Source organism: Listeria grayi DSM 20601 (assembly GCF_000148995.1).
Lineage (GTDB): Bacteria > Bacillota > Bacilli > Lactobacillales > Listeriaceae > Listeria > Listeria grayi.
Genome location: NZ_GL538352.1, coordinates 259,709 through 286,216, shown reverse-complemented (window position 1 = coordinate 286,216; position 26,508 = coordinate 259,709). Strand labels below are relative to the sequence as shown.

The following is a 26,508-nucleotide window of genomic DNA, read 5'->3' as shown; positions in this document are numbered from 1 at the left end:
CAGCTAGCAAAAAATCCGACCTCATAGAAGTCGGATTTATCTTTTATTTTTCCATTATCTTTTTGAAATTGACTTTCTTATCGATGAAATACATCACAGGGATCGTGACACCCATTACGATAAATTCACTGACTGCTGTTGTAAACCATGTTAATAGGAATGGCCAATGAAATGCAAGGTGAAGTTCCCATGCAATCAAGAACATCGTTACGGAAAAGATGATCGTCGTTACGATCATTCTTGCGATCGTTCCTTTTACAAAGCGTTTAGCCAAAATCGCAATTCCAAGCGCAAGTGCAGATTGGCCCACACCAAATACAAGATCATACGCACCCAGCGGGGAAAATAGATTTGTAACCGCTACTCCAATGATAATGCCCCAAAAATAGCGTTTATCAAATACGATCAGATGATTGAACATCTCGGATAAACGGAACTGAAGCTGCGAAAAAGCAAACGGTGCGACGAGCATACTTACTGCTACATATAACGCTGCCACAATCGCGTTTACTGCTAATGTTTTTACTTTCATTATTCATTTCTCCTTAGTTTTTTTGAGTGGGAGGTTCTCGAACCACTGTTATTTATATTAGCTTAAAATCGCAGGTTTAGCAATACGGAAAATAAGACGACATCTATTTAACCCCACTTACAATTGATCAAACAGCTGCGTCGTTTCCGTCAAGCTCTGTTTTGCCTTGTTTACCCAATTTCCTTTTGCTGTGGAAGAGAACTTTTTTGAAAAAGAAGTACTGTGTTTTTTCAACCCTGCCAATGTTTCCTTCTCGATATCCGCTATCATCAATCTTCTTGTTTCAGAAGTGGAGTAGCTTTGACTCGCTACATAGAAACGAATAACGGTTTTTTGCGTGTTTTTTTTGATTGTCGCAAGCTCCGCACTGATATTGTCTAGGATGTTATCCAGCATTTACTCGCCTCCATTTGCTTTGAAAAGCCGAAGCTCTTCTTCATAGTGGACGAACTGTTTTTGGTAGTCCCGTCTTTTTTCTTCTAATTTGTCTTCCAGTGAACGAATCGCCTTAGAAGCAAGTTGCTGCCCTTCATTCTGTGCTTGTTCCAGCATCTGATAAAGGGAGGTCGTGTTTACTTGATTGTCGCTGCCTCTTTTTCGATTCGTATAATGGATACGTTCTGCCATATCCTCCATTTGGTTAACAAACCGCCGTTTTTCCTCGTCGATGTATTCCATATCCCGCTCTAAGCGATTTCGATCTGCGATAAACGCTGCTTCTATCGCATGCCATTTTTGTTTCTGCTCTCCCATTTCAGAACCCCCTTAACTGATCAGCCAGTTCTTGATCTTTCGCCACGGTCTTCTGGATAGCGGTCGTAATAGAAGCAAGGAGGGTATCGTATTTCTTTTCTTGGGCGGTCAACTTAGCTAACTTATTCTCATGCTCTGCCACCGGTTTTCTTGTAATCGTCTGTTCCGTTGCTCGGCCACTCTCTAAAGCTGCCAATTGTTCGGAATGGGTAAGCGCATTTCCATGAAATGCCGCATCCGCTACAGTATCTTTCCATAACGTCTTGGCATTTTCTATTCCTTTTTGATAGGTCTTTTTTAAGGCAGCTAATTCGTCTTGGACTGTCTGCTGGATCCCTTGTGTCAATGCAAGTGCCTCGGAAGCATCCAAGAATTCTTCTTGCGCGGCAGATAAATGCCCCCCTCCATCCTTGAGGAAACTTTTTCGCAACTCATTTAGTCCCTTCAGATTCATTTCCATGATCTCTGTAGCCACTTCCAGACCGGAACGCACCTTTCCATTTTTATCCACCAATAGTAGTTTCCCACTAATAAAAGTTTGCGCTTCTTTATCCAAAAAGCCCGTGATCGCATGCCCCTTATCATTTTCTAGTAGAAATGTTTGGCCGGGATAAATACTCCCTGTTATCGTCGCACTTTTAGTTAATGGGTCTTTCTCGGATCGGAAATAGATCATCCGTCCTTTATAATTCTTCACGAGTAGAAACATCTCGCCATCGTTCCATAATCGTGAAAGCCCTCCAGTTGGATTTATAGCAGTTGAAATCCCTTGGCCTATAAGACTATTCAGCGGTGCGGCATTATAGAGAATGATATTGGGTACTTTATTTTGCATCCCAATGACAGCAGCATCCCTACCACCTTTAGAGTGCTCCGTGATAGTGCCCACCTCATAGTTTTTTTGTAGCTTTTGAACAAAGGCATTTCCGGAGCGAAAGTACACGTTGCCTCCGGATTCGCCATTAAAGGCGATCGAGCCATCTGCACCGATGTCCTTGACATTATCGATCATTCCGTTATCTAAATTAGTACCAGCAAAACCAACCGTCACTTTTCACGTTGTCGTATCTTTGAAGGCTACGCCGCTTAGACTGGTTTTTTTATCGTAGAAGGCATCGACTAGTTGCAGGTTTTTGGGGAATTTGCCTTTGTTTTGGAACACGCGTAATTGTCGAGCTATCTGCTCCTTGTTCAGCCCATTAAACAATCCATTCTCTACCTCATAAGAAATCGTAGAAATGGCACTCGTTGCTTCTGTATTAAAGCGAATTCCTTTATCCTTTATCTTATAATTACTCATTGATCATCCTCCCCATTAAAAGGTTGATAGTCAATAGAGTCGATCAAAAAGATAGCTGGATTTTTTGAAAATTGGAATGTCAATTCTTTTGAGCTGATAGAAGAACCATCTAATTCCCCTCGCCCATTTAACACTAATGTCGGCTCTTTATCAGTTGGGATTTCATATCGCTTTCTTAATTGTTTCACATTGGGATCATCATTCGTCAATTGATATTCAAGCTCATACATCGGTACTTCGGGATTATACATTTTATCAATATTTTTATATTGGTTCAGTTGTTTAAACTCTCCATACTGTACAAAAAATTGAAAGTTCTCTATTTTTTCTCTTAATTTAGGATCAGAAACTGCTTTTACTAAATGAAAACCCTTTTTATCGTACGTTACAGGGTATTTTTTCTCATTATTTTCATCTAATTTTTCTTCGTTCGTTGTATCTAGGTAATAATAACCTTTTGCAGTATGTGTATTTCTATTTATACGCAACAACATACCTTCTGTGTGGAGCGGATCCTTTTTTGAAGTACTGGTAGACATTTCGGAATTCAAAACCCAAACGCCCTTATCCCCTTTCTCAAACTCATCATCTCGATACCCTTCCATATCATAAAAAGCCTCTAAGTTCTTTGTCGGATACATTGCCAGCACTTTTTCAAAGCTTTGTTCCGTTTTTTCCGCTTTTTCATTTGTACTAGATTCTCCGCATCCACCTAATAAAGTCATTATCGTCATTCCTCCTATCAATATGGATATCACTATTTTTTTCTTCAAATCGATTTCCTCCCGCCTATCATTCCCGTATGCTCTTTTTTATGGAAAAAGCCATACACCTTCGTGCATGACTTTTCCAGTTTTGGAAACCTTAATTGAGACCAAAGTTCTGCGATGACTCGCGGTCATGGTTCTCCACAGAAGTCGCTGTTTTCTCTAATTGGCCTTGGATCTGGTCGAGTAGATCGGAGAATTGGACGACTTTTGGTTTTAGTTGGTTGAATTGCTCATCAAAACGTGCGAAGGCTTGCCCTTCCCATTCTCCTCGTAATTGTTCTTGTAGATTTTTCAAGTTATTCAAGATCTGATCGATTTCTCGTGCGCTCGTCCCGTATTTCTTGGCGCGATCCCGTAATTCTGCCGGGCTCATTCTGATTTGTCCTGCCATTTCATTCTCTCCTTTGATGTCTGTTTTTACTGTACTCTTGTATTTTAGCATATAACAAACCGAACAAAGTTCGAACACTTTTCGAACTTTTTGTGACGAAAGTTTGGATGTGCTTTTCTTGATAATCAAAATGAGCATTCTATAAAGCATGGATTTTAGCCCCCTACTTGTTTATAGACATAAAAAAAGCCAGCGAGAAGATTATTATCTCCTTGCTGGCTTTAGGTTATGAGGCTTATTTAAATTTCTTATTTCCACCTTTGTAACTGTTGCTGCCGCTATTGCTACGTTCGCCATTGCCACGACGGTCACGGTTGCCACCGCCTGAGCCGCTTCCACGACGACCTTTGCCGCTGTTGTTGCGATCGCGATAGCCGCCGCCTTTACCACGGGAGTTTCCGCCTTTGCCGCCGCCTTTGTTACCACCTTTGTAGCCGCCGCCACGACTTGGAAGCGGGCGTTCTTCGGTAATATGAACCGGTGTTTTGTCTGGTTCTTTAGCGATCATTTTAAGCATTGCTGCCGCGATATCTGTTGCATCATATTTTTCAAGTAGTTGACCTGCAAAAACTGCATAGTCAGCTAAGTTTTCTTGCGTGATTGCTTCTTCGATCTTTTCTTGTGCTACGCGCAATTGACCTGCAAATGCTTCGTCCCAAGTTGGTGGCTTAAGAGGTTCCATGCGTTTTTTCGTTGTTTCTTCCACGATGCGCAAGTAGCCCATTTCACGCGGTTGAACGAAAGTGATCGCCATTCCCTCTTTACCAGCACGGCCTGTACGACCGATACGGTGTACATAGCTTTCTGGATCTTGCGGGATGTCATAATTATATACATGGGTAACGCCGGAAATATCTAAGCCACGAGCAGCTACGTCTGTCGCTACTAATACATCGATTTTTCCTTCTTTGAATTTACGTAATACGCTCATTCGTTTTGCTTGCGTCAAATCGCCATGGATTCCTTCTGCAACATAACCACGCATATCTAAAGCGCGGGATAATTCGTCTACACGACGTTTTGTACGTCCAAAAATGATTGCTAGTTCTGGTGCTTGCACGTCTAATAGACGGGACAAGACATCAAATTTTTCTTTTTCATGCACTTTAACGAAGAATTGTTCAATTAGCAAAGCAGTCATTTCTTTTGCTTTGATACGTACTAATTCCGGGCTATGCATAAAGCGTTCCGCAATACGACGGATCGGATCCGGCATTGTTGCTGAAAATAGCAATGTTTGTCTTTCAGATGGTACAGATTTCAAAATAGCTTCGATGTCGTCGATGAATCCCATGTTAAGCATTTCATCTGCTTCATCCAATACTAATGTTTCTACGTTTTCGAGTTTTAAAACACGACGATTGATAAGGTCCAACATACGACCCGGTGTTCCCACGATGATTTGCGGATTCTTTTTAAGTGAACGAATTTGGCGTGAAATATCAGAACCACCATAAACGGCAAGTACGCGAGCGTGTTTGTCATAACTTAATTTGTACAATTCCTCAGATACTTGGATAGCAAGCTCACGTGTTGGTGCAATAATAAGTGCTTGAATGTTATTATTTTTTTGATCGATCTTGTTGATGATTGGTAATCCAAATGCTGCTGTTTTCCCTGTACCTGTTTGTGCTTGTCCAATTAAGTCTTTACCTGCAAGTCCTAGCGGGATCGTTTTTTCTTGAATGGGCGTTGCTTCTTCAAACCCCATTCTGTTTACTGATTTCACAACTTTTTCGTCTAAACCGAACTCCGAAAATTTTGTCAATGTCATTTCTCCTTTACCTATTTAAAGTTTGGTAAGAGAGCCTCTTTTATACTTCCATCACAATACTCGTATGACGATTACTGTCCGTTCACTTGCAGCTAGTTTGAAAATTTCATTGTTAACTTTCATTTTTCTGCAATAGAAAAGCCTGGCGCACCAAGCAAATGATTTATATGGTTGCCGCATGCCACTTAAAGGATGCTATTCTTTTTATAAAAAAGCCCTCAATTATCACTAGGCTTTCAAACCTAATAAAATTCCATCTATAATCATACCATTATTATATGGATTAATCAAACTGAAGAACTTAAGAAAAAATATTATAAAGAAGCATACTGCCTTATTACTCGCAATCCCGCTTCTTTGTTTTATTTATTTTTGGCGGGATCCTTTTCCAATTTCTTATATTGGAATAATCAAGAAGAACAACTAAAAATATTCTTGTGTAAGAAAAGATTGTATGAAAATGATTACAGTCACTAGTAAGAAAAATATATTTATGACGTTTGCTCCTTAGCTGTCACAACTTAATCCTAAAAAAGAATGGTTTTTCACCTATAAAAAAAGTTTGGGAGCCTATCTCCCAAACTCAGCATTATCTTTTTCTAAAAAAACTAAAACAGCGCGGAACAATGCTTCCGCTTGTTTGTCCAAACAAATCAGATGTTTCGAGCCTTCCAGAATAAATACTTCTTTTGGTCCCGGAATATGTTTCATTAAATAATCGACGCTTTCGGTAGGGGCAACAACGCTATCGTCGCTTCCTTGGGCAATGAATGTTGGGATGTCGATGTGTTCGAAAACAGGAAGTGCGAGATTTGCCATTTTACGAAATTGATCGGCGGCAGAAAGCGGGATATCATCGATTTCTTTGTAGCGTCCTGATAATAGACCGGCTTTCACTTTGTGCTTTTTGCAGGCAGCAGGTACTTCTTCTGAGTCGGCAACGATCTGTTCGAGTTCTGTTTGATTGACTGCTGTGCTGAGCAATACCAGTTTTTTCACTTGCGGGTAATGTCTGGCTAACCAGCCTGCAAGCAATCCACCCATGGAAAAGCCGATAATATAAACTTCTTCATCTTCTTTCAGCAGTTGCGTTAAAATACTTTCCAGAAAAATCAGCCAATCTTTATAGGTTACTCGTTTCAAATGACGCAAGTGATCATGACCCGGCAAGGTCGGTGTCAGCACATCCCAATCTGTATGTGCGCGTAAATAGTCCGCTAGCGGTTTTACTTCTTCTTTCGACCCTGTATAGCCATGAAGGCATAAACAAGCGACCATGATGCATTTCCTCCTGTCTTCTTATCTAATTCATATTACCCTATCATAAGTTTTTCTACAACATCTTTCAACCCCATTGAATAAGAACCTTTGACCAGTATCCATTCATTTCCTGTTAAAGCGTTAGAAACCGCATCAGTCAATGCTTCTTTGTCTGTAAAGTAGTGTACTTTTTCTTGACCAATGAGGGAAGCTGCTTCGTCAGCAAAATTTTTCATGGCAGTTCCATATAAAAAGACACCGGCAACTTCACCATTTTCAAGTGTACGGGCAGATTCTTGGTGCAGCTGCTCGGAAAAATCGCCAAGTTCCAACATATCGGCTAAAACAAGATATTTTTTTGCAGCTGTCGGCATATTTAAAAAGGTGTTCAAAACAGTTTTAAGGGCAGTAGGACTAGAATTATAAGCGTCATTCAAGATGCGGCTGCCTTTTGGAGTCGTCAGCCACTCTAAACGGCTTTTCGATCGGTCGATATGCCGTAATGCGGTTTGGATCGTTTCTGGCTCCACACCTAATTCAAATGCGGCCAGCATGGCTGCCATACTATTGAAGACATTGTGTTCGCCGATGATCGGTACATAAAATTCTCTATCAGCAGTTTGATTGGTCGTGAAAGTCGTTCCTTCTTCGCTAGTTTTAATGGTAGTAGCGAAAATCGTCGCCTGATCCGTACGACCAAATGTCACCGATCTTGCTGGCAAAGCGGTGTGCTCGGTAAGCAGTGGCTCATCACCTGGATAAATGAACAGTCCGTCTGCTTTCAGTCCAGTAACGATCTCAAATTTAGCATTGGCGATCTCCTCACGTGATCCCAAATATTCGATATGTGCTTCGCCGATATTTGTAATGATCGCGATATCTGGTTGGGCGATTTGAGAAAGTACTTCGATCTCATGACGATGGTTCATCCCCATCTCCAGTACCGCAACTTCTGTATCTTCCGGCATTGTCAAAATCGTATACGGCAGGCCGATATGGTTGTTAAAATTACCGCCAGTCCGGTGCACACGAAATGTTTCGCGTAGCATGCCGGATAAAATATCTTTGGTTGTCGTTTTCCCATTGCTACCAGTCACGGCGATGACTTTCGGATTTACTTCCTGCAGATATACCGCAGCTGTCTGCTGGAGGGCAAGAAGTGTATCGTCGACAAAAATAAGCGGAAAATCTGCTGGTGGGTTCGGAACGTCTTTCTGCCAAAAAGCTGCACTGGCCCCTGCTTTTCTGGCTTGATCGACGAATTCGTGACCATCACGTGCGGCTCCTACGAATGGGACAAACAGATCTCCTGCTTCGATCACACGTGTATCAAAGCAGATTCCAGTTACAAGTGTTTCATCAAATGGACTCCGCGTTTCGATTTGGAGCATTTCTTTTATTTGTTTCAGCGTTTTTTTCACAGGTTATCCCTCGCAGTTCTTAAAGTAATTCCATAAGCACAAAAACGAGCTTGAAAAACAGTTCCGTTTGTTGGAACTGCATTCAAGCTGTCGATATGCGTCATTTATTATTCCGCTAAAGTATGTTTTAATGTGCTTTTAGCAGCAAAGCGTTCTTTCGCAAGTTCTACCAAACGCTCGATCAATGCCGCATAGGGAATGCCGCTCTCATTCCAAAGCAATGGATACATGCTGTATGGGGTGAAGCCGGGCATTGTGTTGACTTCGTTCAATAAGATCTGATTGTCTTGCGTCAAGAAAAAGTCTGCACGTACAAGACCAGCTGCATCAAGACCCAGATAAGCTTGGATCGCATATTCTTTCATTTGCTCTAGCACAGCAGGATCGATTTTAGCAGGAATCGCAAGTTCCGTTTTATTGTCGGTATATTTCGTTTTGTAGTCATAGAAAGGTGCTAATCCGTCTTCTGGTAAAATTTCTCCTGGTACGGAACATACCGGTGTGTCATTACCTAGAACGGCGATCTCGATCTCGCGAGCTACCACACCTTGTTCGATCACAATGCGGCGGTCGAATTGGAATGCTTCGTTAATGGAAGCTGCTAATGCTTCTTTACTTGTTGCTTTTGTGATCCCTACACTGGAACCTAAGTTTGCTGGCTTGACAAACACTGGATACTGTAATACTTCTTCAATGTCAGAAAGCATTTCAGATTGATGTTTTTGCCAATCTACTAAGCGCAGTGAAACAGCGGGTACTTGCGGAATCGCTGCGTCTGCAAATACTTTTTTCATAATGATCTTGTCCATTGCAGCGGCTGATGATAATACGCCATTTCCAACATAAGGAAGCTGCAATACTTCAAGGAAGCCTTGAATCGTGCCGTCTTCTCCATTTGGTCCATGTAATAATGGGAACACAACGGTATCTTCCGTTTTATAACCTAAGATCTCGCCTGGATTGATCCATTCGCCATGGGAAGGTTCTCCTTCTGTTTGGCTTAAATGCGTCGTTTCTCCATCTAAGAAACGTAATTGTTCCGCAAATCGAATCGGTTCTGTCAGCGCAGGACCACTGATCCATTCGCCTTCGTTTGTAATATAGATCGGCTGAATTTCAAATTTATCTAATTGAACAGCACCGATAACCGAAAAAGCTGTTTGTAAAGAAACTTCATGTTCTGCGGATTTCCCGCCATATAATACTATTAATTTGGTTTTCATCTAACCCCTCCGCCACGTTTTACTCCAATCTATTTTACCATGTTTTCAGAGGATGAAAAGCATTATCTTTAGGAAATTATCATCTACTTCAAGCAGAAGTAAGTTTCAGCCCTACTGCACCGATCACGATAAAACTCAAGAAGAGGATTTTAAGAGCGCTTTTCGGTTCTTTAAAAGCAAGCATGCCAAGAATCACACTTCCCGCTGCTCCGATACCTGTCCAAATGGCGTAACCCGTTCCGATCGGTATCTCTTTGAGAGCAAGTGATAGCAAATAAAAATCCACCGCCATGGTGGCAAATGTCAACAAACTAAATTTCAAATTACGAAAACCATTCGATAGTTTCATAAACAGGACAAAAACCATCTCTAAAATACCTGCTGCCACTAAAATAAGCCACGCCATTAGGCTTCACCGTCCTTTTTTCCATCGATCAATTTCAAACCAAGGATTCCAACTAATAATAAAACAAGTGCTGCGATCTTAAAAAAGCTGACACTTTCATTTAAAAATAAGATTCCTACTATTGCGGAACCAGCTGATCCGATTCCTGTAAAGACTGCATATGCTGTGCCGATCGGTACCAGTCGTAATGCTTTCGCAAATAAATAAAAGCTGATTGTTAAAAAAAGCACGGTGATGGCACTCCAGCCCCACTCCGTGAACCCATGAGATTCTTTCAATCCTAGCGCCCAAATGATCTCAGCGATTCCACCGCCAATCAAATACATCCATTCCACGTTGCTATGCCTCCTTCTGTGTTAGTGCCTGCTTCAAGAAAAGCCAGGCAGATTCTCTTCGTTTTGTAATTTCTTCTGATTCATATAAATTACCTTCCATCAACAAGCCATCAAGCATCATATAAAAAACATGCATCCAGCGAAGCGTTTGTGCTTTGGTGAAATAAGCAGGTACTGCCTGCTCCATAATTTCGACTGTAAGATTCTCAAAGGTTTGTGTAATATTCTTTACGCTTTCCGAAATCGCTTCCGGCGGATAAAAAATGGCACGCTGAGAAAATTGCTTTCCTAATTTATCTGTATTTATATCGGTCAAATAATAAAACAAAGCTTCTAATAACGCTTCGCCCTTTTCCCCTTGCTTTTGCAATTGCTTGATTTTTTGCAGTTCCAGTTCCAGCACATCTTGATAAACTTCTAAAAACAACGCTTCTTTAGAAGAAAAATGCGCGTAGATCGATGGTTTTTTGATTCCGACTTCTGCAGCGATCTTTGCTAGTGAAGTCGCTTCATAGCCGATCTCAGCAAAAAAGTGCAGCGCAGTGGATTTGATCGTTTCTTTTGACATTTCATTCACCTACCTAACGTTAGTTAGCTAAATAATAACATAGAAAACCAAAAAAAATAAACCATTGAAGGTTTATTTTTTTACAATTTCCCATTCTGAACGTCGATTATCGTAAATAATACTAGCTACTTCTGATCCTTTATCGATAGCATCCGTATGTACGATCTCTTCCCCTACATTGGCGAAAAGTGGGATCTCGATTTGCGTACGTGATTTTTTGGCATTGGCAAAATCCAGATAAACGCCTTCTTTAAACAACGGAACTAATGTTTCGATCAGCGATTCTGAAATATTGGCAACATCTTTTTTCTTGCCGAACGAGAAGATGCTTTTTTCCGAAACTAAGTCAGCTGTCCGTTTTGTAATACAATAGCTGAGCAATGTATAAAAACGATTGATGTGACGGTAATAGGTCTTGTTGATATGTCCATCCGATGAACTCAAATAGACAAAGTTGTTTTGCAATTTATAGTAAAACGGCGAACGCAAATGTCTTCCTGTATGAGCCAAATACAGCAGCTCTGCGATTTCTTGAGCTGTCAGCTGATTAAGCAGGTCCACCTCTTCAAAATCGATCCAGCTGAATGCTTCCTGCTTCCGTTCTTCCTGTACTTGCAATTTATGAATATCGCCCGCTTCTAAATAATGAAAAAGTGTATGAGCATTAAAAGAAGTGTCATCTAAGTGGTGCTTGAGTAACAATAAATTTTCTGGGAGTAGTCCGATCCCATTTACAAAATCGCAGAAATCAATGCCGCGAGTGGCAACACTGTTAATGACATAATCAATATAAATATAAATGGACTGCTCCTTTTTCAACTCTTTTTTCATTGGTCTTCCTCTCTCTATTCTAAAATTCTTCTTACCCCTATCATAACGCAAAAAGCGCGCGAATAATATTGTTTAGCTCGCATTTCGACTAAATAATATAAAAAAACCCGCGTCTTAAAAAAAGACACAGGTTTTACATTCATTTCAGGCTATATCCCAATTTTCTAAATGAACTTTGAAGAGATTCCAGTACATCTTTTCGCGATTTAGTCTCTTCTACTTCAATGCCTTGTTTTTTTAACTGAAGGATTATTTTCTTTAAATCATCTTGGTTTTGCTCCATCCTGACCGCTCCAATCCTCTGGTTTTCATCCATCTTTCTCTATATTACCTACTTTATCATAAGTTAATCCATAAACCTAGATTTTTTTGAAATTTTTACATTTTTCATCATATTGTAATAGAAGGAGTTTTACGAAATAAATTCCGCCTGTCGAATAGCATAAAAGCTGCGGCTACCTGAATGATTCCAGCAGCCGCAGCTTGATTTATTATCGATAGGTTTAGTCGGTATTGTTTCCATCATGATGTTCTTTTAAGACCTCTTGTACCCATCTGGAACTATAGCCGAATTCGCGTGCTAAACTTTGCGGATTTTTGCCACGATAGGTTTTAACGATTTTTTTTCACTTTATCACTTGCATATAATCTTGTCGGAAAATTTAATTGCTGTCCCTTTAGTACATCATATAGCTTTAGCATCGTTTCCAGCCCCACTATTTCTGCTAATTCTTTATATACTTCCGCCAAGCAATCTTGATGTATTTTTTGACTGCCGATCACGTATAACTGTCACTCCCTCCCTTATTTCCCTTTCATAATAGCAAGTTTTAAATATTTCTTCTAAGTATCGATTCACGCACTTTGCCTGGATATTAGTCACCACCCTCTTGTGCGGCTAATTTCCAATCAAAAAAGAAACCAAACCGGAAACCGATTTGGTTGGATTTTAGAGATGGAACAGTTGCTGATAAAGCGTTTCGCGATAGTTCTTGTGGACAGGCTGATAGTAAAATGCATCATATAATTCCTCCAACTCAGGCTCAATACGAAAGTCCTCGGTGATATACCTGTTGATAGAAGCAATGATTTCTTCTGGACGTTCATACCGCTCTCCAAATTGATCGATATCGAAATCAAGACGATTATAAATGTGATTGCCTCCTAAAAATCGTTTGAGATCAGGAAAGAAAAAGGCGATTTTTGTCTTGGTCTTGATGAAATCGAACATAAAAGAGGAAAAATCAGTGATAAACAGTTTTTATTCCTCAACCGCTATTTTTTCACCGCTTTCGATAATATGAATATTGCTTTGCTCTGTGTTGAAAAGCGCACCTTCTTCCATAAAGATCGGGTGCAGTTTTACGTCCAACTGATAATTATTTGTTTTTAGGATATCATTCAATTCCGGTGAATTAATAAACGCATGGATCGCTTGAAAGAATTCTGATTGGTAAAAAGCGTCTTTTGCTATGGTGCGGTTTAGGTACTTATCTTCTTTCACCAGTGATTTTCTCCACGAAGGGGCAAACAACAGCTTGTTTTTTTTCGTCCCTGACGTGATCAGGTCTAGTCGCGGCATTCCAGCTTGGAGCAGATCCTTTTCTGCGTAGCCATAGTGTTTTTTGAGATTTTCCTTCTCAAAGTCGCTGGAAATCAAAAATTTGTCAAAGTTCGTTTTGTGTTTGCCATACAGCCATGGAGTGTGTGCATTTAAAACGCCGTGTTGCAAATAGACGACTTTATGTTTCATCTCCGAATAAAGCGCATTATAGGCTTGATTGGAAAGCGGCGAATATTCTAGTTTCTCTTTAAAAGAAGTTAAGATCAGTTCACTGTAATAAAAAAGAAGTTTATGTTTTAGCGATCCAAAAAGGACCACCTTTTGCTTAGGGATTTCTCCTGCTACCTCATTTAAATCCCGAACAACATAATATCTATTTACGCCGTCTTTTTTAGTCATATCGTGCTTGAATTGAATAAACGCGTTATCTCGGGTATTTATTCTGTCGTTATAAAGCCAAATTCGTTTTTGTTTCCATACGAGAGCGAGGAGCTTTTTATATTTTCTAAAGGTCAAAACGTTCCTCTGCCCTTTTTTCTCGTACAGCTTCGATTGGTGGGCAAGGACATTTTTCGCGAAATCCCGATTTTTGCTGCGCTCTCTGATAAGGATCGCAAACGGATTTTCTTTATAGGAAATAATGGTTTCTGGCAAAACGACATGTTTTGACTGGATATGTTTTTTGAAGATAATATCCTCTTCAAAATAAGGAACCGTTTTATAAAAAACACCATTGATCTTTACTTTCACTAAAAACTCTGCCTCTTGGCGAAGATCTAGTGTAAAGTCAAAACCCAAAAAGGAACTCACTTGGAGATGAGACTTATAGTAGCTGGCCGGGGTTTCTCGCAGCCATACTGTTTTTTTGTAATCCTGCTGTTCACTGGTCAGCTCCAGTGCGACATCATCCGCATTGTCCAGTAACGGCGCTTTGATATATCCGACGAATTGCAGTTCTTCTCCTATTTTCTTGATTTTATTAAACACGATCGTCACATGTTGAAGGGTGTGGATATGCTCGTCTTTACTGAAAAAGCGCAAGCCAAAAGAATCGTTTTTATGGATGATCTGTTGTTTGAAGGTTTGAATAAAATAGATTTTATGATAATAATCCATCAGTGGTTGTTCTAAAATCGTATGGACTTCGATATGGTCAAAAACCTGCACGATTCTATCCATCCATTCTGCATATCCCGGTTCTTTCAAATGAAAGGGAAATAAAACATTTTGAAGAAAACGCCAATTTATCTCGTATAAGATCATGCTTTGAACGTACGCTGGCACGCTGCCGTAATGTTTGAGCGCATTGTTGATGAGATTCTCAAAAAACTGTAGCAGCATATCGCCAATATCGACTGGGTTTTTAAATTTGTCGACAGTCGATTCATGACCGATATCATAGACATATCCGCCGTTATTTGAAAAGGCGATGTTCCCCATCGTAAGTACCATTTGTGTATTAAACAGCGCATCTTCGCATTGTTTGAGTGATGTATTGAAATAAATCTTATCTGCGTCATCCAGATTTTTTATAACTACATTCATCGTGCATTGATTCAAGAATGGAAACTCACCAATATTATAAAGGCCGCTTCTGTTCTTTTGCCGGAAGTTAGCATTACGGATATGTGGTTTGATGTCATTGCCTTCCTTGGTATACAGCGGATATGCTAGAATATTTGTTTCTTCTTTATATTTTTCAAATGTAGTGATTGCATGATATATCGTTTGTGGTAATAACAAATCATCGGCATCCAAAAACAAGATATATTCCCCCTGCGCGATTTCTAGCCCTTTATTTCTAGCATGGGAAACACCTTTATTACGTTGCTTGATGTAATAAAAATTGTCGTATTTCAAACTGTATTGAAGGCAGATCTCACCACTTGTGTCTGTTGAGCCGTCATTGATCAGCAATACTTCATACGTCAGTCCTCTGGTTTGCTGGGCGATGATCGATTCCAGTGTTCTTTCTAAAAAGGCATCGGCATTATAAACGGGGATGATAATACTCACATTATATTCGATATTTTTTTCCAAAACTTGACTGCTCCCTTTTGAATATATTCGTTCTAACCTTGCTGCTCAGAAAAACATAACCATACCTGCAAAATGCAATGATACGGTATTTAATTGCTGCAAGCAGATTAGAAGGTCTAGTGGTTATTTTTTTAGTTAATAGATATTTATAGAAGTAGTTTTTTTTGATCTCATTTTCAAAAAGAGACGGATTACTTTCGATAATAAGGCGTTGGAGAGTAACGTAATCACGATAGCTTTTATTCTGAAGGATAAAAAAAATATTATTTAATTCCACAATGAATTTATAAACAATGATCGACGAATCTTCTATCAATTCGTTATCGATACTTTCAAAGAAGTTGCTGATGTTTTCCAGTCCTCTTGATTGAAAGCGCCGGTTTTTGAAAACCAATTTAAAAATCGGAAAAATCTCAAATTCGATCAAGCGTTCAAAATAAGCATGCATGATCGCTTTCTTTTCTGCGGGCAAAAAGGTAGTATTCCTTTCAAACCCTTGTGATATCAGTTGAAAAAGATTAATCAGCGAATTCAAATACGCAAAGGGATATTCTTCTTTTTTTTGCGTCAAAGATCGTTCCCCTACTTCTCTGATTCGGTAAAAATAAATGTCTTCGTTCAAAAAAATGATTTTTTGGGCACTGACATAACTCATAAACGTGACATACTGGTCTTCGCCAAAGATGATATGTTCTGGAAATTTGATTTTTTCAAATAAATGTTTGGCAAAAAGTTTGGCACAAGGACCGATCGAATAAAATAATTCGCTGTTTGCTAAGATGTTTTTCTCTTTTTCTACATAGATTTTTCGACCTAGATGGCTTTCTAAGTACCACTCTTTTTCTGTAGTAAATCGTTTCATCTTTCCATAAACGATATCGGCGCCGCTTGTGATACCTTCCTGATATAAAAGCGTCGCTGCATCTTTTGCAAGTTTGTCATCCGCATCAATGAACATGATGTATTCTCCTGTCGCATGCTGGATCCCGATATTTCTTGCATGGGCCGCCCCTTTATTCGTCTGTTGGAGAATAACAAAACGAGTATCATTTCTTATTTCCGCTTGGATGATGTCCATACTGGCATCCGTCGAACCGTCATCGACAATTAGAAACTCGATTTGTTTCATTGTTTGTTGGATCAAACTACGTATCATTTCTTTTGCATATTTTTCAACATTATAGACGGGTACAACAACTGAAACATACAAAAAATCCTATCCCTCTTTCACTACTTCACTAACAACTAACGGAATTTATTTTAACTTATTTATTTTTTTATTTATTTGCATTTGAGCAATGTCTAATTGATGTCTTTTTGTGAATTAATTGACATGCCACTCTGATTGAATTGAAAAAAAACAATGGCGCAAATCGTGGTCGGCAAAGGCGTTGATTTCACATTGTTTTCTTCCCCACGGAGCATTTTTTTCAACGGCGTGTTAAATTAGAAAAGAACTTCTCCTGTTCTGCTATTTTTTTATAAAGTGCCTTTTGCCGGGATACATAAATATCTTGACGCTGATAGTTTGCCTTGGTGATAACGCTTATCCGTTCTTTTAACGCTTTTTCTTTGCAAGCTGTAATTGGTGCTATTTCCTCTCCATAATTTGATTGTCCGTATGTCCGATCATAGGGGGTATCCATATAATTCGTTTCGTTCTGATGCGTATAGGCTAGATTATTTTTTTCTAAAAAATGAATAAAGTTTTCATAATTACGTACTTGTGTTTTTTCTGCGGAGTGGATGTCGACTTTCTCCATGAGTCCAAATAGAAATTCCCCTTGATTTTCGATGATTTCCTGAGGTGTCATTCTTGTTAAGTTGTGATAATCAGCAAGCTCCTTCATCCGGGCGTCAATCGGAATCGTGATGCTGGGTGTTCCGGCGATCGTTGCGGTAATATTTCCGTGCAGTTTGGTTCCAAAACTAAAATCCATTCCCCGCATATGCGTGATCCATCGAACCGCACTTGTAAAAAACGTTGCATTTCCGCTTTCGTAGGCAATGTCTTTCATCGTGGATGGATAGCTGCCGATTTTAAAAGTCGGTACACCTGTGTACATCAGCTTGAATTCATCCCAGCCTTGCGGGACGAAGCTTGCTTTCTCAAAGGCTTCGTGAAGTCTGTGGATATACTTTAATACGGGGCTGGGAGCAGACTTCGACCGATTGGTAGATAATAGCAGTTCTGAGCCTTTGTCTTTGGCAATCTCACGGATCTTTAGGTTTTCGCCATAGGTGTACATGGATGGACAGCCAATCACCATATGATCCGTACCTTCTTTAAAACCGAGATTGGTTAAGTATCTTGCTGTCATCTCTCCTCTTATACCGACAATGCTAGATTTTTCCAGAATCGCTTTGATAAATTCTTTTACCGTATCATCATATGAAAAGTGCAGATCTTCACTTTTCGATTGAATAGGCGCTTTTATCCCAACTCCGATTAAATAGACAGGGATCGTTAACTTTTTCACTAGTAGTGTCAGCTGGCTCAAGTTGTTTTCAAAATCACCGCGAAAGGCATCAGCTAGCGGTATTACAAAACCTGCATATGTCTCATTGATTTGGTCTGCTTGACTAGCAGATGCGCGATAACCATCTGCTTCTAATACCGTGTCATCAGTAGTTAGGTTTCTGAACAGGCTGTGTGCAAATATCAGATTACCGACATTCCCACCGATGTAATCTGCTTTCATCAAGTCAAAAGCTGTTTTTTGTTCATAGGGATTCGCGCCCGCTCTAATTAATATTTTTTTCACATTCAATCTCCTTTTGAATAACATTCACCCCGGATTTTCGTTTCCATTTTTATAATAGCAACTTTCTAATACTGTTTCTAAGTGTGACTTCACGCAGTTTTCGTTTAAATAAGAAACAGCCACTACTTTCCATCTTTTAAAAAGAAGTGGCATTAAAAAAGCAGCCGCACAAATGCAGCTGCTTTTAAATAATATTCGGGAACAAAAAAAGAGCAGCGCTGGCTGCTCTTTTTCCTACAATACTTTTTCTAAAAAACTAATCGTCCGCTCGTGCTTCGGTGTGTCGAATACTTCTTGCGGGGTTCCTTCTTCTACGATGTAGCCACCATCCATGAAAATGACACGGTCGCCTACTTCGCGGGCAAATCCCATTTCGTGAGTAACGACCATCATCGTCATGCCGTCTTTTACGAGGGATTTCATAACATTCAATACTTCGCCGACCATTTCCGGATCTAGTGCAGAAGTCGGTTCATCGAACAACATGATATCGGGGTTCATAGCTAGTGCTCTCGCGATCGCTACCCGTTGTTTTTGACCGCCGGAAAGTTGTTTTGGATAACTATCTGCCTTATCTGCCAAGCCTACACGTTCCAATAATTGCAATCCGATTTTTTTAGCTTCTTGTTTGGATTGTTTTTTTAATTCGATTGGTGCTAATGTGATATTTTCTAAAACGGATAAATGCGGAAATAGATTAAAGTGCTGGAATACCATGCCGATATTTTCGCGTACTTTGTTGATATCCACTTTTTTATCGGTAATATTATAATCGTCCACAATGACGGTGCCGCCAGTGATCTCTTCTAAGTGGTTCATACAGCGCAAGAACGTGCTTTTACCCGAACCAGAAGGGCCAATGACGCAAACTACTTCGCCTTCTTGAACTTCTAGATTGATATCTTTCAGCACTTCATTTGCTCCGAAATTCTTTTTAAGGCCTGTTACTTTTAATTTAGTCATTTCGAAGTCTCCTTTCCACTCGATCTGATACTTTGGTCAAAATCGTGATAACGATCAGATACATGAGGGCAACGATCAGCCAGATGTCAAAGGATTGGAAGGTTCTCGCAATGATGATCTTCCCGGATTGAGTCAATTCTACCAGGCCGATGACCGACATGATCGAAGTATCTTTCAGTGTGATGACAAATTGGTTGATAAAAGATGGAATCATCGTACGGATCGCTTGCGGAAGCACGATTTTTATCATCGATTTACGATATGGAAGACCTAAACTTCGGGCTGCTTCCATTTGTCCGGAATCAACGGATTGGATACCGCCACGGACGATCTCAACCATATAGGCACCAGCATTTAAGCTAAGCGCAAGCAGTGCGGCCAAGAATGCCGGCATTCGGAAATCAAGAGCTTGCGGGATACCGAAGTAAATGAAGAACGCCTGTACTAGTAATGGTGTTCCCCGGAAAATATCTACATACACGGTCGCGATGCCACGAACGATCCTGTTTTGGCTTACTTTCATAAAGCCGAATACAACCCCGATAATAAGGGCGATCAGTAGCGAAAGCACAGTCAAGCGGATCGTGTACCATAATCCGGCTAGTAGTGCCGGCCAGCTTTCACCAAGTGAGGCAAAGAACCCGCTTTTTTGGCTCGCTTCACCGTTTTTACCTAAATATTTTTCCGTGATTTTCTTATATTCACCGTTTGCTTTCAAATTAGCTAAACCAGTGTTGAATTTATCAAGTAATTCTTTGTTTTTACCTTTATTTACGGCAAAACCGTATTCGCCGCCTTTTTCTTTATCTGTAACGATTTTAAGTCCATTTCCTTGCTGAACGCCGTAAGCAAGGACTGGAAAATCATCGAAAGCTGCTGCCGAGTTTCCGGTTTTAACGTCATCGTACATTGGTGAAGATTCATCGAAAGTGACGATTTTAAAACCGTACTTGTCTTTGATTTTGTCTGCAAATGCGTAGCCTTCTGTTCCTGTTTTAACAGCGACTTTTTTGCCTTTCAGATCTTTATAGCTTTTGACATTTTTTTCGTCTTTATCGACCGCCATTACCACGCCAGATTCAAAATACGGTTTCGAAAAATCGAATTTTTTCTCGCGATCGGGAGTGATGCTCATCCCGGCAATAACGGCATCTACTTGATTTGCCTCTAAGGCTTGAACAGCGGCGTTGAAGCCGAGTGGTTTAATTTTGTATTTGAAATTTTGGTCTTTGGCGATGGCTTTGAGCAAGTCCATGTCAATACCAATATATTCCCCTTTTTTAGATTCAAATTCAAATGGCGCGAATGTGGTGTCAGTCGCAATTTCATATGTATCTGTTTTAGCTGCATGGACAGGTTTTGAAACTCCAGAAATCATGAATATCAAAATCAATGCTGCGAAAACTGGAAACAATATGCGTAGACATTTTTTCATTTGCAATTCCCCCAGTCTTTTTATAATCACACTGTTAAATTCTACCATAAGGATTCTTTATTGAGAAGTTCTAAAGTTCATAATTTTTTCAAACAAAAATCATTTTTAGAAAAAGATAGGCTTTTTATCCGCTTTCATTATATAATAAAATAAAAAATACTATTGGAGGTTAGCTATGAAAAAGTGGGGTTGTCTTTTTATCGCTATCGCACTCAGCTTTTCTCTTTTCAGTCCTTACACTGCAATCGCGGCTACGACCGAGAAGAGCCAAGTGATAACGACCTATCAGACCAAAGACAAAAAGGTCTTGAAAGAAGTAACAACAGAGGGAGAACCAGGTGCAGATTATCAGACAGAAGCATTGGTATTTGAGGGATATAATCTAGTGTCCTCACCAGACCAGCCAGCTGGGAAATTTCCACAAGCCGGTGAAAAAACGTATCTGTATTATACCTATGAAGCCAAACAAACGGCTCCTGTCACGATTTCTTATTTGGATACACAAGGTAAAACGTTAGCTGCGAAACAAACCCTGACCGGAGAATGGGGCAAAACCTATCAAACAAAACCCAAAACGATCGCTAACTATACACTGAGCAAAGCAACTGGTGCTGTAAATGGGACTTTTTCCGATAAAAAAGCGGATATCGTCTATACGTATCAAGTAAATAAAGCTGCTCCGATCACAGTCCTATTTGTAGATACAGCCGGAAAAACGATCGCTACGAAACAAACGTTGCAAGGTGCGATCGGCAACAGTTATCAAACCAAGCCAAAAACAATCAAAAACTACACACTCGCGAAAACAGCCGGCAAGACAAAAGGAACATTTTCCAGCCAAGCAGAAACTGTGACCTATACTTATAAAAAAGTAGAACCTCCTAAAGCAGATCCGATCCTCTCACAAAGCAAAGTCAACTTTGACAAAAAAGTAAATTCCACTACCGAAAAAATCTATTCGAAACCTTATCAAGTCGCAGGTGTCAAACAAGTTGGCACCGCTAAGACTTATAACAAGAAAACCGTCCATATCCTTCAATCTGCCAAGACCAAGCATGGGACGTATTATCAATTTCGCTATAAAAACAAAACGATCGGTTGGATGAAAACGAGCGCATTTACTTCCCCTTATGATAAATTGAGCTACGATAAAAAGGTAAGTTTCGACAAACGTGTCGCAACGAAAAAAACGGCCATCTACAACAAGCCTTATAAAATCAAAAACGCCAAAAAAACTGGTGTTTCTAAAACTTACAATAACCTGATCGTTCAAGTCGTTCGGGAAGCAAAAACAGAACACGCCGTTTTTTATCAATTCAAAGTAAATGGTAAAGTCAAAGGTTGGATGAAAAAAAGTGCCTTTAAGAGTCCAAAACTGCTCCTTTCCGTACCGATCATCAAACAACGTCCTGAACTTCCAACAGGTTGCGAGATCACTTCCGTTACAATGATGCTACGGTATACCAAAGCGAAAAAAGTAACGAAAACAAAATTAGCTAATGAAATGCCACGTCATAGTAGTAATCCGAATAAGGGGTTCGTCGGAAATCCATACACGACGCATGGCTGGACGATCTATCCAAAAGCATTGAAAAAGCTGGTAAAAAAATATGCTGGTTCTTCCCGTGACCTCACCGGTTCTTCCACAAAGACATTAGAACGGTTTTTACGTTATAAAAAACCTGTTGTCGTCTGGGTGAAAATGCACGGCTTCAGCGTTCATGCCCTGACACTAACTGGCTATGATAAAAATAATTTCTATTACAATGATTGTTGGACAGGTCAAAAAAATGTCAAGATCAGCAAAAAAGCGCTGGATAATACGTGGAAAACGCAGAAACGGCGGGCAATCTCGTATTAATAAAAAAGCTGGTATCGATGATCGATACCAGCTTTTCCTATTTCACCGCTACAACCTCGATCTCCACTTCCGCATCAAGTGGCAATTTTGCCACTTGGAACGCGCTTCGAGCAGGATAAGCATTTTCAAAAAAGGAACCATAGATCTCATTTACGGCTTGAAAATTGGCCAGGTCTTTAAAAAAGATCGTGGTCTTGACGATGTTTTCCAAGCTGCTGCCTGCTTCCTCTAATACGGAAGCGACATTTGTCAAAGCTTGTTTGATCTGCGCTTCTGCGCCAACCTGCAAATCGCCAGTCGCTGGATCTATTCCCAACTGTCCAGAAGCGAAAATAAAACCGTTTGTTTCGATTGCCTGTGAATAAGGTCCTAATGCTTTTGGCGCCTTATCCGTATGAATAACTCGTTTGCTCATCTATATCCCACCCTTTCATGATTGTTTCTATTGTAGCTGAGATGTCATCTATTTTTCAACTATCTTTGCGGAACTGCGCATCATAAAGATTGCGGTAAGTCCCCGGAACAGCTAATAATTCTTCGTGCGTCCCCATTTGTTCGATGCCATTTTCGGTCACAACTAGAATGCGGTCAGCGTGTTTGATGGTCGCTAGGCGATGCGCGATGATCAGCGTGGTCCGTCCGACAGCTAATGTTTGTAAGGATGCTTGGATGACTTGTTCTGTTTCTGTATCGAGCGCAGAAGTCGCTTCATCGAGGATCAAGATCGGCGGGTTTTTCAAAAACATTCTCGCGATCGCCAAACGTTGGCGCTGTCCGCCTGAAAGTTTGACTCCTCGTTCTCCGATCACCGTATCCAGTCCATCCGGCATTTCTGCAATTACTTTTTCTAAATGCGCGAGCTTCACTACCTCATCGATCTCTGCATCACTCGCATCTAATTTCCCATAAGCGATATTTTCCCGGACGGTACCGGAAAACAAGAATACATCCTGCTGCACGACACCGATTTGCGAACGAAGTGAAGCGAGCGTCATTTGTTTGATCGGCCTATCATCAATACGGATTTCTCCATCTGTCACTTCATAAAAGCGTGGCAGCAGATTACAGATCGTCGTTTTTCCGGCACCGCTTGGACCGACAAAGGCAATGCTTTCGCCAGCCTGGATCGACAATTGGATATGATCCAGCACAGTCTTGCCATCTTGATAGCGGAATGAAACATCCCGGTATTCGATGTCGCCGCGGAATGGCTCGGCACTGACAGCATTCGGTGTATCCGTAATACTCGGTTTCGTGTCGATCACTTCCAAAAAGCGTTTGAAGCCGGCGATTCCCTTTGGATAACTTTCGATGATCGCGTTGATTTTTTCAATCGGACGAATAAAGACGTTTGTCAGTAAGATAAAGCCGACAAAATCACCGTATGTAATATCTCCCTGAATACTAAAATAAGCACCAAAAATAAGTGCAAACAGCGTGATCAGCCGAATCAGAAAATAGTTAAATGATGTGCTGACACCCATTACTTTATAAAAAGCCAATTTTGATTTGCGATATAACGCATTGATTCCTGCAAAACGCTTTTTCTCGTAATTTTCATTTGCAAATGCTTGGACGACACGAACCCCACTGATCGCATTTTCGATCCCGGCGTTGAAAGTCCCGAGATCTTTGAATATCTTGGTGTTGACCTTTGTCATCTGTTTGTTGAAAAAAACTAATAGAATCGTCAAGACCGGTACCAATATAAATGTCGCGATCGCTAGTTTCACATGGATCGTCAACATCAGCAGGAAAGCGCCGACAAGTGACATGATCGAGATGAAAATATCTTCCGGCCCGTGATGCGCGACTTCTCCGATCTCAAATAGATCCGTTGTCATCCGTGCCATTAGTTTCCCCGTTTTTTGATTATCATAAAACTCAAATGGCTGGCTTTGGATATGATGGAACAAATCGCGGCGCATATCCGTCTCGATATTCAAACCAAGCATATGTCCGTAATAAGTCACGATATATTGCATTCCTGTATTTATTAAGTAAAAGAAAAACAATGCCAGACAAGCGGTCACGATCAATCCCCAGTCTTTCCCCGGCAAAAGTTTATCGATCACGCGATTGACCGCAACTGGAAAAGCAAGTTCTAACAACGCCGCAACAATTGCACAGCAGAAATCCAGAAAAAACAACCGTCGATACGGTCGATAGTAATTAAAAAAACGTTTTATCAAGCCACTTCTCCCCCTTTTTCAGTCTAGTTATAACTATAAAGGAGTCATTTTAAAAGTGCAAATCAAAAAACAGCTGGCAAGTGGGAAATCCCCGCTGCCAGCTGTTTCCTTCTATCAGCTGAAAATCGCACTTATTTCAGCAACTTCTTCTGCTGAAAGATCTACTTGCAGCGTATTCAAATTATGTTTCACTTGCTCGGCGCGTTTGGCACCCGGAATGACTGCATCGATTCCCGGCCTAGCAAGCAGCCACGCAAGTGCGATATGTGCTACCTCTGCTTGTTTTCGCTCTGCGATGACACGAAGTTTTTCGATTTTCCGAATGTTGGCTCGATAAGTCTCCCCTTGGAAAAGCGGGTTTTTCTTTCTGCTTTCCGGGATTTCCGTATCTGCCCGGTATTTCCCAGTCAATAGACCGGAAGCAAGTGGGAAATAGGGAATCAAGCTTAGTCCATGCTCGACTACATACGGAAGTAATTCTTCTTCCGCTCCTCGTTTCAGCAGATTATATTCCGACTGGATCACATCGACATATCCATCTTGATTGGCTTCTTTTAATTGTTCCAGTGAGAAATTAGAAACACCGATCGCGTTTATCTTGCCGGCATCTTTCAATTCTTTCAACGCACTGACAGCTTCATTTTTCGATGTTTTTTCATCTGGGAAATGAATGTAGAAAACATCTAAGTAATCTGTTTGCAAACGTTTTAGACTCGCTTCTACGGTTTGTTTAAGGAATTCAGGAGAATTATCGATCTCTACTTTTCCATCCACTAATTTATGAGCCCCTTTAGTGGCCAAAATAATTTTGTCACGAGCCTTTTTTTCAGCAATGACTTGACCCACCAATTCTTCGGAGCGGCCTTGTCCATAGATATAAGCCGTATCAATGAAGTTGATACCACTGTCGATTGCTTCAGCAACTAAGCCCTTTCCCTCATCTTCATCTAAATTCGGGAACAGATTATGCCCACCGACTGCATTTGTCCCCAGTCCGACTGGGTTAATGCGCAATCCAGTTTTTCCTAATTCTACTTCTTTCCTCATTGTCATCACACTCCTACTTTCTTTAGTTCCCATCTTCTCAAAATAAAAACCTTTCTTCTGAAAACAGAATTATCAGATTCTATTGCTAACTATGATAGAATAAGGATATTACATATAAAGAGGTGTATCTATGCAATTTGTCCTTATCTTACTTCCTGTTTTCGGGATTTTTTTAATTGGCTTTATCGGCCAGAAAGCGTTGAAATTCGAGATTCCTAATCTTTCTAAATTGACGCTTTACCTAATGTCGCCTTTCTTAGCTTTTTCTGTTTTCTATAGTCATCCGGTTTCCCTCGATTATCTGTATTTGGCAGTTTATATTTTTGCACTCTGCTCGATCTTGATTTTCGTGGTCTATCTCGTTTCCAAATTTATGGGCTATTCGCTGGCAGATCGCTGTGCGCTTATTTTGTCTAGTGCCTTTATGAATAACGGCAACTACGGGACGCCAGTCATTTTGCTGGTCTTCGGCGAAAAAGGGCTCGCGATCGCGGTCATCTTGATGGTGCTGCAGCAACTGGCGATGAGTACGATCGGTGTTTATTATGCAGCGAAGGGAAGCGAGGACGGTGGCGGGATGAAACTCGTGTGGCGGCGTGTGATTCGGATGCCGATCGCATATGGCGCGTTGCTTGGGTTTCTTTTCCAGCTCTTGCACATCCCGCTGGCAGATCCAATCCTGACCTGTATCGATCTGGTTGGTAATGCTGCTATTCCAACGATCATGATCGTCCTCGGGATGCAATTGGCGGTCATCTCGTTTCGAGAGATCGAATTTCTTAAAGTTGGCTTTGGGCTACTGATTCGATTGTTGCTCTCGCCGGTGATCGCGTTTTTGTTGACGCTGCTCTTACCAGTCGATACGATGACCAAACAAATCATGGTGATTCTAGCTGTCATGCCAACCGCTGCAAATACAACGCTACTTGCGGTCCAGTTCCGCACAAAACCTGATCTAGTGTCGAGTACCACTTTTATCAGTACAGTACTGAGCATCGTCACATTACCGATCGCCTTGTGGGCTGCCCAGCTGTTCATCTGATTGAAAGACTTGATTTGGAGGTATAGAATAACTTT

26 protein-coding genes, 1 pseudogene and 1 riboswitch are annotated in these 26,508 nt (G+C 40.6%); of the genes and pseudogenes, 2 read left to right on the top strand and 25 right to left on the bottom strand.

The genetic code is table 11. From position 1 onward, the window contains the following. Positions 1–43: 43 nt before the first annotated feature. The 22 genes and pseudogenes from HMPREF0556_RS01530 to HMPREF0556_RS01435 form a co-directional block, all read right to left on the bottom strand. On the bottom strand, positions 44–532 hold the full coding sequence (locus tag HMPREF0556_RS01530; protein ID WP_003754833.1) for a QueT transporter family protein: 489 nt from the start codon (positions 530–532) through the stop codon (positions 44–46). Between the two features lie 7 nt (positions 533–539). Then, positions 540–584: riboswitch (PreQ1 riboswitch) on the bottom strand. A 65-nt stretch (positions 585–649) separates the two neighbouring features. Then, positions 650–928 carry a hypothetical protein gene (locus HMPREF0556_RS01525; RefSeq protein ID WP_003754831.1) on the bottom strand — a complete coding sequence of 93 codons (279 nt, stop codon included), beginning with the start codon at positions 926–928 and terminating at the stop codon, positions 650–652. Next, on the bottom strand, positions 929–1,285 hold the full coding sequence (locus tag HMPREF0556_RS01520; protein ID WP_003754828.1) for a hypothetical protein: 357 nt from the start codon (positions 1,283–1,285) through the stop codon (positions 929–931). It lies immediately after the preceding gene. Position 1,286: 1 nt separating this feature from the next. After that, a complete protein-coding gene (locus tag HMPREF0556_RS12970) occupies positions 1,287–2,336 on the bottom strand; it encodes a hypothetical protein (RefSeq protein ID WP_003754826.1) in 1,050 nt (349 codons plus the stop codon). Positions 2,337–2,339: 3 nt separating this feature from the next. After that, positions 2,340–2,585, bottom strand: coding sequence for a hypothetical protein (locus HMPREF0556_RS01515; protein WP_003754825.1), 246 nt, complete (start codon positions 2,583–2,585; stop codon positions 2,340–2,342). After that, positions 2,582–3,358, bottom strand: a complete 777-nt coding sequence (locus HMPREF0556_RS01510; protein ID WP_040486379.1) for a tandem-type lipoprotein — start codon at positions 3,356–3,358, stop codon at positions 2,582–2,584. Before HMPREF0556_RS01510 ends, HMPREF0556_RS01515 begins: the two co-directional genes overlap by 4 nt. 91 nt (positions 3,359–3,449) lie before the next feature. Beyond that, complete coding sequence (locus HMPREF0556_RS01505) at positions 3,450–3,746, bottom strand: WXG100 family type VII secretion target (protein ID WP_040486577.1); 297 nt, start codon at positions 3,744–3,746, stop codon at positions 3,450–3,452. A 235-nt stretch (positions 3,747–3,981) separates the two neighbouring features. Then, a complete protein-coding gene (gene cshA, locus HMPREF0556_RS01500; RefSeq protein ID WP_115345774.1) occupies positions 3,982–5,514 on the bottom strand; it encodes a degradosome RNA helicase CshA in 1,533 nt (510 codons plus the stop codon). A 576-nt stretch (positions 5,515–6,090) separates the two neighbouring features. Next, entirely contained in the window at positions 6,091–6,798 is a 708-nt protein-coding gene (locus HMPREF0556_RS01495) for an alpha/beta hydrolase (RefSeq protein ID WP_003754817.1), read from the bottom strand. Positions 6,799–6,833: 35 nt separating this feature from the next. Beyond that, positions 6,834–8,201, bottom strand: coding sequence for a UDP-N-acetylmuramoyl-tripeptide--D-alanyl-D-alanine ligase (locus HMPREF0556_RS01490; RefSeq protein ID WP_003754813.1), 1,368 nt, complete (start codon positions 8,199–8,201; stop codon positions 6,834–6,836). Positions 8,202–8,308: 107 nt separating this feature from the next. Continuing rightward, on the bottom strand, positions 8,309–9,424 hold the full coding sequence (locus HMPREF0556_RS01485) for a D-alanine--D-alanine ligase (RefSeq protein ID WP_003754812.1): 1,116 nt from the start codon (positions 9,422–9,424) through the stop codon (positions 8,309–8,311). An 88-nt stretch (positions 9,425–9,512) separates the two neighbouring features. Continuing rightward, positions 9,513–9,830 carry a DMT family transporter gene (locus HMPREF0556_RS01480; protein ID WP_003754810.1) on the bottom strand — a complete coding sequence of 106 codons (318 nt, stop codon included), beginning with the start codon at positions 9,828–9,830 and terminating at the stop codon, positions 9,513–9,515. After that, complete coding sequence (locus HMPREF0556_RS01475) at positions 9,830–10,165, bottom strand: DMT family transporter (protein ID WP_003754809.1); 336 nt, start codon at positions 10,163–10,165, stop codon at positions 9,830–9,832. The genes HMPREF0556_RS01480 and HMPREF0556_RS01475 overlap by 1 nt, the downstream gene beginning before the upstream one ends. 4 nt (positions 10,166–10,169) lie before the next feature. Next, positions 10,170–10,733, bottom strand: a complete 564-nt coding sequence (locus HMPREF0556_RS01470; RefSeq protein ID WP_003754807.1) for a TetR/AcrR family transcriptional regulator — start codon at positions 10,731–10,733, stop codon at positions 10,170–10,172. Between the two features lie 72 nt (positions 10,734–10,805). After that, positions 10,806–11,564 carry a hypothetical protein gene (locus HMPREF0556_RS01465; protein ID WP_003754804.1) on the bottom strand — a complete coding sequence of 253 codons (759 nt, stop codon included), beginning with the start codon at positions 11,562–11,564 and terminating at the stop codon, positions 10,806–10,808. A 139-nt stretch (positions 11,565–11,703) separates the two neighbouring features. Then, positions 11,704–11,847 carry an Lmo0850 family protein gene (locus HMPREF0556_RS13365; protein WP_169308986.1) on the bottom strand — a complete coding sequence of 48 codons (144 nt, stop codon included), beginning with the start codon at positions 11,845–11,847 and terminating at the stop codon, positions 11,704–11,706. Between the two features lie 329 nt (positions 11,848–12,176). Beyond that, positions 12,177–12,347 carry a hypothetical protein gene (locus HMPREF0556_RS13360; protein ID WP_003754800.1) on the bottom strand — a complete coding sequence of 57 codons (171 nt, stop codon included), beginning with the start codon at positions 12,345–12,347 and terminating at the stop codon, positions 12,177–12,179. A 166-nt stretch (positions 12,348–12,513) separates the two neighbouring features. Beyond that, positions 12,514–15,144 (bottom strand): annotated as a pseudogene (locus HMPREF0556_RS01455) (glycosyltransferase). A 1-nt stretch (position 15,145) separates the two neighbouring features. After that, a complete protein-coding gene (locus HMPREF0556_RS01450) occupies positions 15,146–16,378 on the bottom strand; it encodes a glycosyltransferase family 2 protein (protein ID WP_003754794.1) in 1,233 nt (410 codons plus the stop codon). Positions 16,379–16,598: 220 nt separating this feature from the next. Further along, positions 16,599–17,933, bottom strand: a complete 1,335-nt coding sequence (locus HMPREF0556_RS01445; RefSeq protein WP_003754792.1) for a polysaccharide pyruvyl transferase family protein — start codon at positions 17,931–17,933, stop codon at positions 16,599–16,601. Positions 17,934–18,167: 234 nt separating this feature from the next. Further along, positions 18,168–18,896, bottom strand: coding sequence for an amino acid ABC transporter ATP-binding protein (locus tag HMPREF0556_RS01440; protein ID WP_003754789.1), 729 nt, complete (start codon positions 18,894–18,896; stop codon positions 18,168–18,170). Continuing rightward, a complete protein-coding gene (locus HMPREF0556_RS01435; protein ID WP_232020875.1) occupies positions 18,889–20,274 on the bottom strand; it encodes an amino acid ABC transporter substrate-binding protein/permease in 1,386 nt (461 codons plus the stop codon). Before HMPREF0556_RS01435 ends, HMPREF0556_RS01440 begins: the two co-directional genes overlap by 8 nt. Positions 20,275–20,506: 232 nt before the next feature. Here HMPREF0556_RS01435 and HMPREF0556_RS12965 point away from each other — a divergent pair, with 232 nt between their 5' ends. Beyond that, the gene (locus HMPREF0556_RS12965; RefSeq protein WP_003754785.1) at positions 20,507–22,192 is read left to right on the top strand and encodes a GW domain-containing glycosaminoglycan-binding protein; all 1,686 of its coding nucleotides are present in this window, start codon (positions 20,507–20,509) and stop codon (positions 22,190–22,192) included. Positions 22,193–22,229: 37 nt separating this feature from the next. Here the strand turns inward: HMPREF0556_RS12965 and HMPREF0556_RS01425 are convergent, their stop codons facing one another. From HMPREF0556_RS01425 to HMPREF0556_RS01415, 3 genes are all read right to left on the bottom strand, one after another. Beyond that, entirely contained in the window at positions 22,230–22,607 is a 378-nt protein-coding gene (locus HMPREF0556_RS01425; protein WP_003754783.1) for a RidA family protein, read from the bottom strand. A gap of 55 nt (positions 22,608–22,662) precedes the next feature. Further along, positions 22,663–24,384, bottom strand: coding sequence for an ABC transporter ATP-binding protein (locus HMPREF0556_RS01420; protein ID WP_003754781.1), 1,722 nt, complete (start codon positions 24,382–24,384; stop codon positions 22,663–22,665). A 114-nt stretch (positions 24,385–24,498) separates the two neighbouring features. Further along, positions 24,499–25,431 (bottom strand): aldo/keto reductase, encoded by a 933-nt coding sequence (locus tag HMPREF0556_RS01415; RefSeq protein WP_040486378.1) that lies wholly within the window; start codon positions 25,429–25,431, stop codon positions 24,499–24,501. 130 nt (positions 25,432–25,561) lie between these two features. Between HMPREF0556_RS01415 and HMPREF0556_RS01410 the strand changes: the two genes are divergently transcribed. Next, a complete protein-coding gene (locus HMPREF0556_RS01410; protein ID WP_003754778.1) occupies positions 25,562–26,473 on the top strand; it encodes an AEC family transporter in 912 nt (303 codons plus the stop codon). Positions 26,474–26,508: the final 35 nt, after the last annotated feature.